General features: G+C 73.7%; 13 protein-coding genes. 11 read left to right on the top strand and 2 right to left on the bottom strand.

All coding sequences use genetic code 11. The annotated features are described in order from the left end of the window. Positions 1 to 142 precede the first annotated feature (142 nt). The gene (locus ACIQUT_RS18185; RefSeq protein WP_403563898.1) at positions 143 to 802 is read left to right on the top strand and encodes a response regulator; all 660 of its coding nucleotides are present in this window, start codon (positions 143 to 145) and stop codon (positions 800 to 802) included. Between the two features lie 120 nt (positions 803 to 922). Here the strand turns inward: ACIQUT_RS18185 and ACIQUT_RS18180 are convergent, their stop codons facing one another. Next, the gene (locus ACIQUT_RS18180; RefSeq protein WP_403563897.1) at positions 923 to 2,527 is read right to left on the bottom strand and encodes a protein kinase; all 1,605 of its coding nucleotides are present in this window, start codon (positions 2,525 to 2,527) and stop codon (positions 923 to 925) included. A 229-nt stretch (positions 2,528 to 2,756) separates the two neighbouring features. On the opposite strand from ACIQUT_RS18180, the gene ACIQUT_RS18175 reads away from it, so the two are divergent. The 9 genes from ACIQUT_RS18175 to ACIQUT_RS18135 all read left to right on the top strand — a co-directional run bounded on the left by ACIQUT_RS18175 (position 2,757) and on the right by ACIQUT_RS18135 (position 14,092). Further along, complete coding sequence (locus tag ACIQUT_RS18175; protein WP_403563896.1) at positions 2,757 to 4,439, top strand: protein kinase; 1,683 nt, start codon at positions 2,757 to 2,759, stop codon at positions 4,437 to 4,439. Between the two features lie 351 nt (positions 4,440 to 4,790). Next, on the top strand, positions 4,791 to 5,345 hold the full coding sequence (locus tag ACIQUT_RS18170) for a hypothetical protein (RefSeq protein ID WP_403563895.1): 555 nt from the start codon (positions 4,791 to 4,793) through the stop codon (positions 5,343 to 5,345). Between the two features lie 107 nt (positions 5,346 to 5,452). Further along, the gene (locus ACIQUT_RS18165; protein WP_403563894.1) at positions 5,453 to 6,085 is read left to right on the top strand and encodes a PadR family transcriptional regulator; all 633 of its coding nucleotides are present in this window, start codon (positions 5,453 to 5,455) and stop codon (positions 6,083 to 6,085) included. Between the two features lie 26 nt (positions 6,086 to 6,111). Next, complete coding sequence (locus tag ACIQUT_RS18160; RefSeq protein ID WP_403563893.1) at positions 6,112 to 6,855, top strand: ABC transporter ATP-binding protein; 744 nt, start codon at positions 6,112 to 6,114, stop codon at positions 6,853 to 6,855. Between the two features lie 86 nt (positions 6,856 to 6,941). After that, on the top strand, positions 6,942 to 9,668 hold the full coding sequence (locus ACIQUT_RS18155) for an FtsX-like permease family protein (protein WP_403563980.1): 2,727 nt from the start codon (positions 6,942 to 6,944) through the stop codon (positions 9,666 to 9,668). A 94-nt stretch (positions 9,669 to 9,762) separates the two neighbouring features. Then, positions 9,763 to 10,302 (top strand): bacterial proteasome activator family protein, encoded by a 540-nt coding sequence (locus ACIQUT_RS18150; protein WP_179176032.1) that lies wholly within the window; start codon positions 9,763 to 9,765, stop codon positions 10,300 to 10,302. A 507-nt stretch (positions 10,303 to 10,809) separates the two neighbouring features. Beyond that, complete coding sequence (locus ACIQUT_RS18145; RefSeq protein WP_403563892.1) at positions 10,810 to 11,697, top strand: NTP transferase domain-containing protein; 888 nt, start codon at positions 10,810 to 10,812, stop codon at positions 11,695 to 11,697. Beyond that, complete coding sequence (locus tag ACIQUT_RS18140) at positions 11,694 to 13,004, top strand: molybdopterin molybdotransferase MoeA (protein ID WP_403563891.1); 1,311 nt, start codon at positions 11,694 to 11,696, stop codon at positions 13,002 to 13,004. The genes ACIQUT_RS18145 and ACIQUT_RS18140 overlap by 4 nt, the downstream gene beginning before the upstream one ends. Then, positions 12,992 to 14,092, top strand: coding sequence for a potassium channel family protein (locus tag ACIQUT_RS18135; RefSeq protein WP_403563890.1), 1,101 nt, complete (start codon positions 12,992 to 12,994; stop codon positions 14,090 to 14,092). Before ACIQUT_RS18140 ends, ACIQUT_RS18135 begins: the two co-directional genes overlap by 13 nt. A gap of 1 nt (position 14,093) precedes the next feature. Here ACIQUT_RS18135 and ACIQUT_RS18130 read toward each other — a convergent pair whose 3' ends face one another. Next, a complete protein-coding gene (locus tag ACIQUT_RS18130; protein WP_403563889.1) occupies positions 14,094 to 14,681 on the bottom strand; it encodes an RICIN domain-containing protein in 588 nt (195 codons plus the stop codon). A 150-nt stretch (positions 14,682 to 14,831) separates the two neighbouring features. Between ACIQUT_RS18130 and ACIQUT_RS18125 the strand changes: the two genes are divergently transcribed. Continuing rightward, a complete protein-coding gene (locus ACIQUT_RS18125; protein WP_403563888.1) occupies positions 14,832 to 15,809 on the top strand; it encodes an NAD(P)H-quinone oxidoreductase in 978 nt (325 codons plus the stop codon). Positions 15,810 to 15,816: the final 7 nt, after the last annotated feature.

Raw genomic sequence — 15,816 nt, 5'->3', positions numbered from 1 at the left:
GACCTGCGTTTTTGCTTGGATTTCCAAGTAAATCCGCCGAGCGGGGAACAAGCACTGGTCACAGCCTTGCAGGGGCCGGAACAACGGCACGTTATCCCGGGTAACGACCTCAGGGAAGGGGTGAGTGTGTGAAACTGAGTTCGTGCGCGAAGACGGAAAAATCAAGGTATTCCTCCTGGACGACCACGAAGTGGTACGGCGCGGTGTCCACGAGCTCCTGTCGGTCGAAGAGGACATCGAGATCGTCGGAGAGGCCGGAACGGCCGCGGATGCCCTGGTTCGGATCCCCGCCGCGCGCCCCGATGTGGCCGTCCTCGACGTGCGCCTGCCGGACGGCAGCGGGGTGGAGGTCTGCCGCGAGGTCCGCTCGCAGGACGAGGGGATCAAATGCCTGATGCTGACCTCGTTCGCCGACGACGAGGCCCTCTTCGACGCGATCATGGCCGGCGCCTCGGGCTACGTGCTCAAGGCCATCCGCGGCAATGAGCTGCTCGGCGCCGTACGGGACGTGGCGGCGGGCAAGTCGCTGCTGGACCCGGTGGCCACGGCCCGGGTGCTGGAGCGGCTGCGCGACGGCGGCGGCCGCGGCGACGACCGGCTGGCCGGCCTGACCGAGCAGGAGCGCAGGATCCTCGACCTGATCGGCGAGGGCCTGACCAACCGGGCCATCGGCGAGCGGCTGCACCTCGCCGAGAAGACCATCAAGAACTACGTCTCCAGCCTGCTGTCCAAGCTGGGCATGGAGCGCCGCTCGCAGGCCGCCGCGTACGTGGCCCGCCTGCAGGTGCAGCGGCGCGCCTGACGGGCGGACAAGCGGACAAACAGCCAAGCGGGCAAGACGACGAGTCGGCAAGCCCGCAAGCCCGCAAGCCGCATTGAATTCCGCGGAACCGGATCTATTTAATCCGGTTCCGCGGCGCGTTCAGTTCGATCCCTCCAGCGGATTCGGCTCCACCGCCCCTCCGGACGGGCTCTTCACGGGCGACGGCGCTGACTTCGTCGGCGACGCCGGAGTCGACTTGGTCACCGACGGAGACGGGCTGGTGATCGACTGCGACGGCGAGGGGCTGCTGCTCGGCGTGTTCTTCGGGCGGGACGGTGGCGGCGTGAAGTCGTCCGACGGCCGCGAGGAATTCGACGTGTCGTTCGACGGCGTGTTCTGCGATACCGAGGGGGTGTCCTGCTTGGCGCTGGAGGAACTCTGGACGACCGCCGGGCTGTTGTCGCTGCCCTTGTTCTTGTTGCCGACCGAGCTGACCGCGTACGCCACCCCGCCCGCGATCGCGATGACCGCGAGGACGGCGAACAGCCACAGCTTCCAGCGGCCGCGGCCGCGGTCGTCGTACTGGTTGTAGGGGTCGTGGCCGCCGTGGCCGCCGTTGGCCGGGGCGCGCCCGTGGGTGTCGTACCCGCCGCCGGGGAAGGCCGTGCCGTCGTCCGGGTTCAGCGGCGGCACCATCGGCTGCCGGAACTGCGAGGTCGTCGCGTGCGCGGCGTACTGCTGCGGGCCGCCGGCCTGGGCGACGGGCATCGCGGCGGTGGGCGCGGCACCGCCCCGCCCGTGCGGCAGGGCCATGGTGACCGGGCCGGTGTTCCAGGTGCCGGTGTTGGGCCCCTGGTCCTGGAGCATCTGCAGGGCGTACTGGACGAGCCCGCGCATCTCCTCGGCGCTCTGGAACCGGTCGTCCGGGTCCTTGGCGAGGGCGCGCATGACCATGCCGTCGAGCTCCTGCGGGATGTCCCCGCCCTCGGGCAGCTGCGAGGGCGGGACCGGCGAGTCCTGGACGTGCTGGTAGACCACGGACAGCGGGGTCTCGCCGGTGAACGGGGGCCGCAGCGCGAGCAGTTCGTACAGCAGGCAGCCGGTGGCGTACAGGTCGGAGCGGTGGTCCACGGCCTTGCCGAGGGCCTGTTCGGGCGACAGGTACTGCGGGGTGCCCATCACCATGCCGGTCTGGGTCATCGTCGACTGGACGCCGTGCAGGGCGCGGGCGATGCCGAAGTCCATCACCTTCACGGCACCGGTGTCGGTGATGATGACGTTCGCCGGCTTGATGTCGCGGTGCACGATGCCGTGCTGGTGCGAGTAGGCCAGCGCCTCCAGCACGCCGGAGACGATGATGAGGGCCTGCTCGGGCCCCGGAGCCTCCGCACTGATGAGGAGGTCGCGGATGGTGCGGCCCTCGACCAGCTCCATGACGATGTACGGGACCGTGCTCGGGCCGACCTTGTCCTCACCCGAGTCGTACACGGCGACGACGGCGTGGTGGTTCAGCCCGGCGACCGACTGCGCCTCACGCGTGAAGCGGGCCTTGGAGACGGGGTCCTCGGCGAGGTCGGGGCGCAGCAGCTTCACGGCGACGGTCCGGCCCAGCCGGACGTCCTCGGCGGCGAACACCTCGGCCATGCCGCCGCGGCCCAGGCGGTGGGTCAGCCGGTAGCGGCCGTCGCCGACCAGGCCGCCGGCGCCCCAATGCTCAGGATCGTCTGCCATCCCGGCGCCGCTGTCCTCGGGTTCGGGTGCCATGAGTCCTCGCCGTCGTCTCTCTCGGCCGCCGCTGAGCGGTAGGTCCATTTCGTGTGCTCCGGTGAACGCTACAGCCTCGGAACAGGTCGCCGTTCGGACAATGGCTCGTGGTGGCCTTGTCGTCACGGAACGCGCACCTGGCTTGACGTGTGCTTGCCCTCCGGCAGACTGGGCCCGACATGCGCTCAGCCAGACGCGTAGGGACACACCCCGAGGGGAAGCAACAGTCATGAGCCAGGACGGCAATCAGGCCGAGTACGCGGGCGGCTCTCTGGCCGGTGGCCGTTACCAGCTAAGGGATTTGCTCGGTGCAGGCGGCATGGCGTCCGTCTACCTGGCGTACGACAGTGCGCTCGACCGGCAGGTCGCCATCAAGACACTGCACAGCGACCTCGGCCGGGAAGCCTCGTTCCGCGAGCGGTTCCGCCGTGAGGCCCAGGCTGTTGCGAAACTGTCGCACACGAACATCGTCTCGGTCTTCGACACCGGCGAGGGCGAGGTCACCTTCCCCGACGGCCGGAGCGACGCGGCGGTCATGCCCTACATCGTCATGGAGTACGTGGAGGGCCGGCCGCTCGGCTCGGTGCTCGCCGCGGACGTCCGCCAGTACGGGGCGATGCCCGCCGAGAAGGCGCTGAAGGTGACGGCCGACGTGCTGGCCGCCCTGGACACCAGCCACGAGATGGGCCTCGTCCACCGCGACATCAAGCCCGGCAACGTGATGATGACCAAGCGCGGCGTGGTCAAGGTGATGGACTTCGGCATCGCCCGCGCCATGCAGTCCGGCGTCACGTCGATGACACAGACCGGCATGGTCGTCGGCACCCCCCAGTACCTGTCGCCCGAGCAGGCCCTGGGACGCGGCGTCGACGCCCGCTCCGACCTGTACTCGGTCGGCATCATGCTGTTCCAGCTGCTGACGGGCCGGCTCCCGTTCGACGCCGACTCGCCGCTCGCGATCGCGTACGCCCACGTCCAGGAGGAGCCGGTCGCCCCGTCCTCCATCAACCGGTCACTGACCCCGGCGATGGACGCGCTGGTGGCGCGGGCCCTGAAGAAGAACCCGAACGAGCGCTTCCCCACCGCGGCCACCATGGGGGACGAGATCGCGCGGGTCCTGGCGGCCGGTCAGACCGGCGCCCCGGCCATCGTCCCGGGCGCCCCCGCCGGCGGCAGCGGGGCGGGCGTCGGCTCGACCGTGTTCCCGCCGCTGGACTCCGGCTTCCAGGCCCCGTCGGCCCAGCAGGCGCAGCAGCCGTACGCGCCGACGCCGGCCCCGGCCCCGTACGCGCCGACCCCGCCGCCGATGCCGCAGACGCATGGTCAGGGCGGTTACGCCTACCCGCCGCAGCAGCCGGTGGCGCAGCAGTACGCGCCGCAGACCCCGCCGCCGTTCGCCTCCTCGCCGGCCGCCCCGCAGGGCCCGTCCGACGGCGGCGCGGGCGGCAGGAAGAACATGCCGGTGGTCGTGGGCGCGATCGCGGTGGCGCTCATCGCCATCGGCGGCCTCGTCTACGCGGTCGTCAACAACGGCGACGACAAGGGCGGCAAGGGCACCCAGGCCAACCAGCAGACCACGGGCGGCCAGGCGGCCGACCCGTCCGGCTCCGCCAAGGCCGGGCACAAGGGCCCGGACACGACCCGCACGATCGACCCGAAGCAGTGCAAGGAGCCGACCAAGCACTACAGCGACGCCGGCAAGGTGATGGCCCCGGACTTCCGGTTCAAGCACCTCCGCTCGGTGAAGGAGTGCATCCAGGCGGCGGGCTGGCAGTACAAGATCGAGAAGCGGGACGAGGCGGTCTACGGCGAGGACACGGTGCTGTCGCAGCTGCCCGAGCCGGGTGCCAAGGTCGACAAGGAGGGCAAGACCGAGTTCACGCTGATCGTCTCCACGGGCGACCCGCAGTAGCCGGCCTCCGGGCCGACGCACCGGGCCGACGTCTCGGGCCGACATCCCGGGCGGGCGTACCGGGCCGACATCCCGGGCGGGCGTACCGGTCCGGCCGGGCCGATCGGCGGCTGACCTGCCGGTCCGGCCTACCTGCCGGTCCGGCCTACCTGCCGGTCCGGCCTACCTGCCCGGTCCGGCCGACCGGATGGGCGTCCGCCGTTCGGCCCCATGTACGGGACACCACATCCCGGGCACCCCGACGGGGCGCCCGGGATGCCCGCTTTGCCCCACCATGTGAATCTGAGCGGGACAGTTCGGCCTCCCCCAGACACCGTCCGGGGGGACCCCCACGGATGGGAGGGGCTCCCCGTGAACCGAAGCCTCCGGGCGCCGCGCCCGAGCCTCCGGGCGCCGCGCCTGCCGGCCGCGCGGACCCGGCACCTGCCCGCCGCGCGGAACCGGCACCTGCCCGCGGTGGCCGTGCTGCTCGCCGCGGCGCTGTCGCCCGCCGCACCGGCCGCCTCCGCCTCCCTCCTCGCCGCGCCGTCCGCGTCGGCGCCCCGGGCCCCCGATCCGGCGGACGACGCCCCCGACGAGAAGGTGTACGGGAAGCTGGCCGGCAGCGTCGCCGGGGTCGGGCGGGTGCGGCCGGGCCGTCCCGCGGCCGAGCCGGCGAACCCCGAGACCGTCCTCGCCTCCCGTCCCTTCCCCCCGGTGCACCCCCGGCCCGTACCCGCCACCCCGCCCGCGCCCGACCCGCCCCGCGCACAGCAGCCCCCCGCCGATCCGTACTCCGCGCTCGCCACCGAGCCGAACGACCGCGCCGCCGACCTGGCCGCGCACCTGCTGCCGCTCGGCACCGGCTTCGCCCTGATGGGGCTGGGCCTGGGCTACCTCGGCGCAAGGCTGCGCAAGGGCCTCTGACCTGCGCCGGGGCGCACGGGACCCGCTCGCCCCGCAGGAGGCGGCGCCGCGCGGACCGTGCCGGAGAACAGTTGCGCGAGCCGACATACCCGGTATACATACTCGGTATGTCGATCCGCCACGGCCTTCTCGCCCTGCTGGAACAAGGACCCCGGTACGGCTCCCAGCTGCGCACCGAGTTCGAATCCCGCACCGGCTCCACCTGGCCGCTCAACGTCGGGCAGGTGTACACCACCCTCGCCCGCCTGGAACGCGACGGCCTCGTCGCCCCCGGCGGCGAGGACGCCGCCGGCCACACCCTCTACGCCATCACCGACACCGGCCGCGCCGAACTGCGCGAGTGGTACGCACGGCCCGTCGACCGCGCCAACCCTCCCCGCGACGAGCTGTCCATCAAGCTCGCCATGGCCGTGGGCTCGCCCGACGTGGACATCCGCGCCGTCATCCAGGCCCAGCGGCACGCCACGATCAAGGCGATGCAGGACTACACCCGGCTCAAGGTGCAGGCGCTCGCCGCCGTCGAGAAGGGGGACTCCCGCGAACGCGACGACGTGGCCTGGCTCCTGGTGCTGGAACAGCTGATCTTCCAGACCGAGGCCGAGGCCCGCTGGCTCGACCACAGCGAATCCCGGCTCGTCCGGCTCTCCCTCACGGCCGGCCGGAGAGCCGAACCCGCCCCACCCCAGGCCGCCGAACCCGCCGCCCCGCAGCCCCGCGCCGCCCGCTCCCCGCGGAGCTGACGACACCGCCGTCCCAGGGGGGACCCATGACCGACCAGCGCCCCGCACAGCCCGTACTCCAGCTCGAGAAGCTCGTCCGCACGCACGGCACCGGCGCCACCGAGGTGCACGCCCTGCGCGGCGTCGACCTCGCCGTCTACCCCGGCGAACTCGTCGCCGTCATGGGGCCCTCCGGCTCCGGCAAGTCCACACTGCTCACCCTCGCCGGCGGCCTCGACCGGCCCACCGCCGGCCGCGTCCTCGTCGAGGGCACCGACATCACCGCCGCGAACCGCAGGCAGCTCGCCGCCCTGCGCCGCCGCAGCATCGGCTACGTCTTCCAGGACTACAACCTGATCCCGGCCCTCACCGCCGCCGAGAACGTCGCCCTGCCCCTCGAACTCGACGGGGTCTCCGCCCGCAAGGCCCGGGCCTCCGCCCTCGCCGCCCTGGAGGAGATGGAACTCGGCGCGACCGCCGACCGGTTCCCCGACGAGATGTCCGGCGGCCAGCAGCAGCGCGTGGCCATCGCCCGCGCCCTCGTCGGCGACCGCCGCCTGGTCCTCGCCGACGAGCCCACCGGCGCCCTCGACTCCGAGACCGGCGAATCCGTCCTCGCCCTGCTCCGCTCGCGCTGCGACGCGGGAGCCGCCGGCATCCTCGTCACGCACGAACCGCGGTTCGCCGCCTGGGCCGACCGCGTGGTCTTCCTGCGCGACGGCAGCATCGTCGACTCGACCCTGCGCAGCCACGCCGAATCGCTGCTCTCGGGGCAGGCGGGCCGGCCGTGAAGGCGTACCACTCCTGGATCGCGGCCATCCGCATCGCCCGCCGCGACGCCTGGCGCGCCAAGGGCCGCAGCTCCCTCGTGCTCGCGATGATCGCCCTGCCGATCATCGGGGTCAGCGCGGCCGACCTGACCCTGCGCAGCGCCCAGCTCTCCCCCGCCGAGACCGTCACGCGCAGGATGGGTGCCGCCGATGCCTCCCTGACCTCCTCGGGCCTGGGCGCACCCATCCTCCAGAAGCCCGACGGCGGCGGCTTCTCGCCCGCCGACGGCTCCGCCTTCGACCAGGCTCCGGAACCGGACCCGCAGCAGCTCGCGTCCGCAATCCCGGCAGGCGCCCAGTCCCTCAAGGACAGCAGCAGCTACGCCAAGGTCCGCACCCGGTTCGGGCTGCTCGACACCCAGCTGCGCGAGCTCGACCTGTCCAGCCCGCTGGTCCAGGGCATGGTCGTCATGGACCGCGGCCGGATGCCCGAGGAGGCCGGCGAGGTCGTCGCCACCGACGCCTTCCTGAAGACTTCCGGCCTGTTCGTGGGCTCGCAGTTCACGCCCCGCGGATCGAACACCTGGTACCGGATCGTGGGCGCGTACGAGCTTCCCTCGGAGCTCGACCGGAACGAGGTCATCGCCCCGCCCGGCACCCTGCTGGCCCCGCTCGACAAGGAGCTCCGGGCCGCCGGGGTGCCCGGGGTGGCCGCCCGCGACGCGTACCTCGTGAAGACCGGGCCCGAAGGTTTCACGTGGAACATGGTCAAGGCGGCCAACACCAAGGGAGTGCTGGTCCACTCCCGCGTCGTCACCCTGCACCCGCCGGCCCCGTCCGACGTGCCCCTGTACGCAGGGATGGACAGCCTCGGCAACGACGGATCGCCGGAACTGCCGGCCGCCGAAATGGCCGTCCTCGCCACGGTCGTCGGCCTCGCCATGCTGGAGATCTGCCTGCTGGCCGGGCCCGCCTTCGCGGTCGGCGCCCGCCGCTCGCGCCGCCAGCTCGGGCTCGTCGGCGCCAACGGCGGCGACCGGCGGCACATCCGGGCCATCGTGCTCTCCGGCGGCCTGGTCATCGGCACCGCGGCCGCCGTCGTCGGCACCGCGACCGGCACCCTGCTCACCGTGGCCCTGCGGCCGCTGCTGGAGGAGCAGGTCGGCGCCCGCTTCGGCAGCTTCGACGTCCGCCCGCTGGAGATCGCCGGGATCGCCCTGCTCGCCGTCGTGACCGGCGTCCTGGCCGCGGTCGTCCCGGCCGTCAGCGCCTCCCGCCAGACCGTGCTGGCCTCGCTGACCGGCCGGCGCGGGATCCGCCGGGCCGGCCGGGTCCTGCCCTTCCTGGGACTCGCGGCCCTCGGTGCCGGCGCGGCGATCGCCCTCTTCGGCACCGCCTCCCGGATGAGCGGCAACGTCGTCGTGTTCGGCAGCGTCCTCGCCGAACTCGGCCTCGTCGCCCTCACACCGGTGCTGGTCGGCCTGTTCGGGCGGCTCGGGCGCATGCTGCCGCTGTCACCGCGGCTCGCGCTGCGCGACGCGGTGCGCAACCGGAGCCGCACCGCACCCGCCGTCGCCGCCGTCCTGGCCGCCGTCGCCGGCACCGTCGCGGTCGCCACCTACGCGCAGAGCCACGAAGCCCAGGCCCGGTTCGAGTACGTCGCCGAACTGCCCTCCGGCTCCGGCCGGGTGGAACTGCACGAGCCCGGACACCAGAAGGCCATGGCGGCCGTCCGCGAGGCCGTGAGCCGCGAACTCCCACTGGCGGTACGGGCGGACGTGGACGCCGTCCACGTCGGCGCGCCCGACTGCGAGCAGGCCGCGCGCGGCGACGGCTGCGGCCGGGCCGAGATCATGCGGCCCGCGGAGCAGCGCTGCCCCCTCGACTCGGACGGCCGGCGCGACACCCTCACCGACGCGGAGCGCCAGACCCTGCTCCGGGACCCGCGGTGCGCCCCGCCCCGGCACTCCATCGCGCACCCGCTGGTCGTCGCCGACGAGAAGCTGCTGGCCACGCTGGCCGTCACCGACCCGGGCACGGTCTCCGCGCTGAAGTCGGGGCAGGCCGTCTCGTTCGACCGGCGCTACGTCAAGGACGGCCGGGTCACGGTGCGGCTGATCAGCAACGAGGCGGACCGTGCGGTCACCGGGCCGGACGAGGACGCCGCCGGCGAGGACAAGGTGTTCGCCGTGCACCAGGCGCCCGACGGCGTCGACGGCTACGGCATCAGGCTCGTCCTGCCGCCGTCCGCCGCCAAGGCGGCCGGCATCGCGACCCAGCCCTTCGCCTCGTACTTCACGCTCGACGGGCCGGCCACCGACCGGCAACAGCAGCAACTGGCCGCGCAGATCGACCGGATCGGCGTCGAGGCCCCCGTCCTGATCGAGTCCGGCTACCAGGGCGGCGACAGCGTGGTCCTGCTCGCGCTGACCCTCTTCGCCGGCCTGGTCACCCTCGGCGCCGCGGGCATCGCGACAGGGCTCGCCCAGACCGACGCCGAGGCCGACCTGAAGACCCTGTCGGCGGTCGGCGCGACCCCCGGGGTGCGGCGGGCCTTCAGCGGCTTCCAGTGCGGCCTGGTGGCCCTCATGGGCGTCGTCCTGGGCACCCTGTCCGGAATCCTGCCCGCGGTCGGTCTGAGACTCTTCCAGCGGCGCGAGGCCGAGCACGCCCTGGAGACCTCCGGCGGCCCGGACGACGTCGTCCACGTGCCGATCGTCGTGCCGTGGGAGACGTTCGGGACGCTGCTGGTCCTGGTCCCGCTGGGCGCCGCCCTGCTGGCGGCCCTGGTGACCAGGTCCGGCGGCGGGTTCGCGCGGCGCACGGCCGACTGACGGTCACCCGGTGTTGCCGCCCCCGTACAGGGTGGATCACGCCCGTACGGGGGCACACCGTCTGAGAACCCAGGTGTGCGAGAGAATGACAGGCATGGAGATGCCGAGGAGTGAACGGTCGCAGGACAGTCCCCCGCACGTCCTGATCGTGGGACAGGACGGGATGGCGGTCGGCGGCGCCGATGACGAGTCGCGCGAGGTCCCGGTGACGGAAATGGTCGAACAGCCCGCCAAGGTCATGCGGATCGGCAGCATGATCAAGCAACTTCTGGAAGAAGTCCGCGCCGCGCCTCTGGACGAGGCCAGCCGGGTCCGGCTCAAGGACATCCACGCCGCTTCGGTCAAGGAGCTGGAGGACGGCCTGGCTCCGGAGCTCGTCGAGGAACTGGAGCGGCTCTCCCTGCCGTTCACCGAGGAGACGGTGCCGTCCGAGGCGGAACTGCGCATCGCCCAGGCCCAGTTGGTGGGCTGGCTGGAAGGCCTCTTCCACGGCATCCAGACCGCCCTGTTCGCGCAGCAGATGGCCGCGCGGGCCCAACTGGAGCAGATGCGCCGGGCCTTGCCGGCGGGCGCGCCGCACGACGACGACGAGGACGGCCCGCAGCGGCCCGTCCGCTCGGGACCGTACCTGTAACCACCGCACGAGCTGCAATGGCACCCGGGCGGGGCCGGCCCCCTCCGCCCGGAGCCGCGGCCCGCGACCCCGACGCCCCACACCCGGGTCGCGGCCGCGGCTCCGGCACCCCGGGCCCGGCTCCGGGTCCGGGCAGAGCCCGAAAACCAGCCCCGCCGGCGCTTGACCCGCGAACCCAAGCCCCATCGCGCCGGCGCCTCGAGACCGAGGCCGGGCAAATCCAGCCCCGCCGGCGTTTGAGGCGCGGGTCCGGGCAGAGCCCGTGGAACGGAGGAAGGGTGGGGCGGGGAGATGCCCCGCGCAGCGGCGCCTACCGCGGACCGGCAGCCGCAGCCGGGTCCGGGTCGCAGCTCCGGCGCCCCGGGCACACAGGTCCGGGTCGCAGGGCCGGTCCCGGGGCAGGCCCAGGCCCAGGCGCAGGCGCAGTCGCGCGTCGCGGCCGGTCTTGGGGCCGGGCGGGGCAAGTGCGGTTGCTCGGCCGGAACATGGACCGCTCATACTCGGGGCATGAGCTACGACGCGATCGTCCTCGCCGGCGGCGCCGCGCGGCGACTCGGCGGTGCCGACAAGCCGGGTCTGCGCGTGGGCGGGCGAACCCTGCTCGACCGCGTCCTCGACGCCTGCGCCGACGCCACGGCCACCGTGGTGGTCGGGGACCGCCGGCCCACCGCGCGTCCGGTCCGCTGGGCCCGGGAGAACCCGCCCGGCGCCGGGCCCGTGGCCGCCCTCGACGCCGGACTGCGGCAGACCACGGCCGAGCTGGTCCTCGTCCTCTCCGCCGACCTCCCGTTCCTCGGCCCGGCCACGGTCCGGGCCCTGCTCGCGGCCACCGGCGCGGCGGGCGCGGAGGGCCCGGAGGGCGCCCTGCTGCGCGACCGCACGGGACGCGACCAGCCCCTCGTCGCCGCCTACCGGGCCGAGCCGCTGCGCCGCGAGATCGCCCTGCTGGCCGCCGAGCACGGCACCCTCTCCGGCCTGCCCCTGCGCGCCCTCACCGCCGAACTGCGGCTGGCGCACGTGACGGACACCGAGCCGCTCGCCTCCTTCGACTGCGACACCTGGGAGGATCTTGCATCAGCCCGCGCCAGGATCAGGGAGCATGGAAACGTGCTGGAGCAATGGATCACCGCCGCCAAGGCCGAGCTCGGCATCGACGTGGACGTCGACACCAAGGCCCTGCTCGACCTCGCCCGCGACGCCGCCCACGGCGTCGCCCGGCCTGCCGCCCCGCTGACCACCTTCCTGGTCGGCTACGCGGCGGCCCGCGCCGAAGCCGCCGGAGCGGACCCCGCCGCCGCCGTCGCGGAGGCCTCCCGCAAGGCCGCCGACCTCGCGCTGCGCTGGGCCGCCGAGTCCGGGGGCGACGCCGAGACCGGAGAGGGCACCCCGGGATGAGCCCCACCGACTCCGACCACGCCATGGAGGCCCTCGACGAGGCCCTCGCCCTGGTCAGCCGCACCCCCGCGGGCGGCGCCGGCCCGGGTTCCGGCGGACACCGCTCCCTCGGCTGGGTGCAGGCCCGCGAGGCCGCCGCCCGCGCCGGATCCGGTGTCCGGGCCCGCATCCACCGCGTCCCCCTGGCCGAGGCGCTCGGGGAGGTGCTCGACCAGCCCCTGGAAGCCCTGACCGACCTGCCGTCGTTCGACACCTCTGCCATGGACGGCTGGGCCGTCGCCGGGCCCGGTCCCTGGACCGTCCGCCCCGGCGAAGGGGTGCTGGCCGGCGACGGACGCCCCGAGCCGCTGGCCGACGGGGAGGCCGTACGGATCGCCACCGGCGCCCGGATCCCCGCCGACACCACGGCCGTGCTCCGCAGCGAGCACTCCCGGGAGTCCGGCTCGCAGGTCTACGCCGACCGGCCCGTGCAGACCGGCCAGGACATCCGCCCGCGCGGCCAGGAGTGCCGCTCCGGCGACCTGATGCTGCCCGCCGGCTCCCTCGTCACCCCGGCCGTGCTCGGCCTCGCCGCGGCCGCCGGGTACGACGAGCTCGCCACCCGGACCCGGCCCCGCGTGGAGATCCTGGTCCTCGGCGACGAGCTGCTCACCGAGGGCCGCCCGCACGACGGCCTGATCCGCGACGCCCTCAGCCCGATGCTCGGCCCCTGGCTGACCCGGATCGGTGCCGAGGTCACCGGCACCCGCCGGATCGGCGACGACCCGGCCGGGGCCGAGGCCCTGCTGGACGCCGTCACCGGCTCCGACGCGGACGTGGTCATCACCACCGGCGGCACCGCCTCCGGGCCTGTGGACCACGTCCACCCCGTCCTGCGCCGGGCCGGGGCGGAGCTGCTGGTCGACGGGGTGGCCGTACGCCCCGGACACCCGATGCTGCTGGCCCGGCTCGGCGACCGCACCGAGGGCCGCCACCTCGTCGGGCTGCCCGGCAACCCGCTCGCCGCCGTCTCCGGCCTGCTGACCCTCGCCGAACCGCTGCTGCGCGCCCTCGCGGGCCGTCGGCAGCGCCCCCGGTACGCCGTCCCCGTCCAGGGCGGCATCCCGGGCCACCCGAACGACACCCGGCTCGTCCCGGTCCTGCTGACCGACGAGCACGCCGTGCCGCTCCGCTACAACGGCCCCGCGATGCTGCGCGGCATCGCCGCCGCCGATGCGCTGGCCGTCGTACCGCCGCACGGCGCGCGGGCGGGGCAGGATCTGGAGATCCTCGACCTGCCCTGGGTCTCGGGAGGATGTTTCACGTGAAACTCCCCGGCCAGGACGCGATCGCCCGGGAAGCGGGCGAGAACCTCGTCTCGCGCCGCGTCCAACTGCCCCGGCGGGTGGTGGAGAAGCCGATCCGGCAGGTCGCGAAGCGTGTGCTGATGGCCCTGTTCGTGCTGTGCCTGACGGTCCTGATCGTCTGGCTCGACCGCGGCGGCTACCACGACAACGCGGACGACAAGGTCGACTTCCTCGACAGCGTCTACTACGCCACCGTGACCCTGTCGACGACCGGCTACGGCGACATCGTCCCGTACAGCGACAGCGCCCGGCTGGTCAACATCCTGCTGATCACTCCGCTGCGGGTGCTCTTCCTGATCATCCTGGTCGGGACCACCCTGGAAGTGCTGACCGAGAAGACCAGGGAAGAGTGGCGGCTGGGCCGCTGGAGGAAGAACTTGCGCGAGCACACGGTCGTCGTCGGCTTCGGCACCAAGGGCCGCTCCGCCCTGCTGACCCTGCTGGCCACCGGCCTCAAGAAGGACCGGGTCGTCATCGTGGACCCCAGCTCCAAGGTGATCGACATGGCCAACGCGGAGGGATACACGGGCGTGGTGGGTGACGCGACCCGCTCCGATGTCCTGCTCCGCGCCGAGGTGCACAAGGCCCGTCAGGTCATCATCGCCACCCAGCGGGACGACACGGCGGTCCTGGTCACGCTGACGGCACGGCAGCTCAACCGCGGCGCAAAGATCGTCGCCGCGGTCCGCGAGGAGGAGAACGCCCCGCTGCTGCGGCAGTCGGGCGCGGACGCCGTCATCACGAGCGCGAGCGCGGCCGGGCGGCTGCTGGGCCTCTCGGTGCTGAGCCCCAGCGCCGGCACGGTCATGGAGGACCTGATCCAGCAGGGCAGCGGGCTGGACATCATGGAGCGGCCGGTCAACAAGTCCGAGGTGGGCCGCAGTGTGCGGGAGACCGACGACCTGGTGGTCAGCGTGCTCCGCGGCCACCGGCTGATCCCGTACGACGACCCGCACGCGAGCCCGCTCCAGCTGACGGACCGTCTCATCACCATCGTCCGCGCGGTCCCGCCCGCCGCCCCGGCCGAGATCGGCAGCACGGGGCAGTAGGTCATCCCGCCAGGCGCAGGCTCCACCGGCGCGACGGGTGCGTGTCGCAGTCGTACTGCACGAGCCCCACGTTGTTGTCGGTGGAGACCCCGCCGGCCACGGTCATGCACAGGCCGGTGGCCACGTTGACGATCTGGTAGGAGCCGCTGGTGCTGTCCCAGTTGGTGATCCGCCAGCGGCGCGAGGGGTGGGTGTCGCAGGTGAACTGGACGAGCCCGACGTTCTTCTCCTGGGATTCGCCGCCGGCGACGGTCGCGCACCTGTCGGTCTGGTCGTTGTAGATCCGGTACGAGCGGCCGTTGTAGTCGGTGAGGATCCATCGGCGCGACGGGTGCGTGTCGCAGGTGAACTGGACGAGCTCGATGTTGTCGGCCGTGGAGACGCCGCCGGCGACGGTCGCGCACTTGCCGGTCTGCAGGTTGAGGAGCTGGAACGAGGCCCCCGACACCGGCCCCGGGTCGGCGGGCGCCGCGGGGTACGCCACCGCGGGAACGGGAAGCAGCATGAGGCCGCCGGCCGCGAGGGCCGTCGCAGCCGTCGTCAGACGGCGGATGCGGGGGATGCGGGGGATGCGGGGGGACGTGCGCATGGGAGTGCCCCTCTCTCGATACCGCGAGAAAGGCGCCGGCGCCGCGCGGGGCGGTCCTGCCGACGGCCGCTGATCAAGGTCGGACGACCCTCCCACTATCCGTGCCCGTGCCGGGGCCCGCAACCGGGGAGTTGGCGTACGCTCCGGGCCATGCATGCGATCTCCATCGAGCAGCCCGGCGGCCCCGAGGCCCTCGTCTGGGCCGAGGCCCCCGACCCGGTGCCCGGCGAGGGCGAGGTCCTCGTCGACGTCGTCGCGAGCGCCGTCAACCGCGCCGACGTCCTGCAGCGCCAGGGGTTCTACAACCCGCCGCCCGGCGCCTCGCCCCACCCGGGCCTGGAGTGCTCGGGGCGGATCTCCGCGGTCGGCCCCGGCGTCTCCGGCTGGGCCGTCGGCGACGAGGTGTGCGCGCTGCTCAGCGGCGGCGGGTACGCCGAGCGGGTGGCCGTGCCGGCGGGCCAGCTGCTGCCCGTCCCGGAGGGCGTGGACCTGGTGACGGCGGCCGCCCTGCCGGAGGCGGCCTGCACGGTCTGGTCGAACCTGTTCATGGTGGCCCACGTGCGGCCCGGCGAGACCGTGCTGGTGCACGGCGGCTCCAGCGGCATCGGCACGATGGCGATCCAGCTGGCGAAGGCCGTCGGCGCGACGGTGGCGGTGACGGCCGGCGGCCCGGAGAAGCTGGCCCGCTGCAAGGAGCTGGGCGCGGACGTCCTGATCGACTACCGCGAGCAGGACTTCGTGGCGGAGGTGCGGGCGGCGACGGGCGGCGCCGGGGCCGACGTGATCCTGGACATCATCGGGGCGAAGTACCTGGCGCGGAACGTCGACGCCCTCGCCGTGAACGGGCGGCTCGCGATCATCGGCCTGCAGGGCGGGGTGAAGGCCGAACTGAACCTGGGCACCCTGCTGTCGAAGCGGGCGGCGATCGCCGGAACCACGCTGCGGGCCCGCCCGCCGGCCGAGAAGGCGGCCATCGTCGCGGCCGTGCGGGAGCATGTGTGGCCCCTGGTGGCGGCGGGCCGGATCCGCCCGGTCGTGCATGCGGTGTACCCCGTCCGGGAAGTGGCCGAGGCCCACCGGACGATGGAGTCGAGCACGCACGTGGGCAAGCTCCTGCTGACCATGTGAGCGCCCG

Source organism: Streptomyces sp. NPDC090445 (genome assembly GCF_044769385.1).
Classification (GTDB): domain Bacteria; phylum Actinomycetota; class Actinomycetes; order Streptomycetales; family Streptomycetaceae; genus Streptomyces.
The sequence above is the reverse complement of the archived record's forward strand: the minus strand, read 5'-3'. Positions and strand labels throughout refer to the sequence as shown.

What these genes read in the sequence shown, in the direction of transcription:
- ACIQUT_RS18180 (WP_403563897.1), bottom strand. Translation starts at nt 2,527, where the DNA reads ATGGCACCCGAACCCGAGGACAGCGGCGCCGGGATGGCAGACGATCCT.
- ACIQUT_RS18175 (WP_403563896.1), top strand. Translation starts at nt 2,757, where the DNA reads ATGAGCCAGGACGGCAATCAGGCCGAGTACGCGGGCGGCTCTCTGGCC.
- ACIQUT_RS18165 (WP_403563894.1), top strand. Translation starts at nt 5,453, where the DNA reads ATGTCGATCCGCCACGGCCTTCTCGCCCTGCTGGAACAAGGACCCCGG.
- ACIQUT_RS18160 (WP_403563893.1), top strand. Translation starts at nt 6,112, where the DNA reads ATGACCGACCAGCGCCCCGCACAGCCCGTACTCCAGCTCGAGAAGCTC.
- ACIQUT_RS18155 (WP_403563980.1), top strand. Translation starts at nt 6,942, where the DNA reads ATGATCGCCCTGCCGATCATCGGGGTCAGCGCGGCCGACCTGACCCTG.
- ACIQUT_RS18150 (WP_179176032.1), top strand. Translation starts at nt 9,763, where the DNA reads ATGGAGATGCCGAGGAGTGAACGGTCGCAGGACAGTCCCCCGCACGTC.
- ACIQUT_RS18145 (WP_403563892.1), top strand. Translation starts at nt 10,810, where the DNA reads ATGAGCTACGACGCGATCGTCCTCGCCGGCGGCGCCGCGCGGCGACTC.
- ACIQUT_RS18140 (WP_403563891.1), top strand. Translation starts at nt 11,694, where the DNA reads ATGAGCCCCACCGACTCCGACCACGCCATGGAGGCCCTCGACGAGGCC.
- ACIQUT_RS18135 (WP_403563890.1), top strand. Translation starts at nt 12,992, where the DNA reads ATGTTTCACGTGAAACTCCCCGGCCAGGACGCGATCGCCCGGGAAGCG.
- ACIQUT_RS18130 (WP_403563889.1), bottom strand. Translation starts at nt 14,681, where the DNA reads ATGCGCACGTCCCCCCGCATCCCCCGCATCCCCCGCATCCGCCGTCTG.
- ACIQUT_RS18125 (WP_403563888.1), top strand. Translation starts at nt 14,832, where the DNA reads ATGCATGCGATCTCCATCGAGCAGCCCGGCGGCCCCGAGGCCCTCGTC.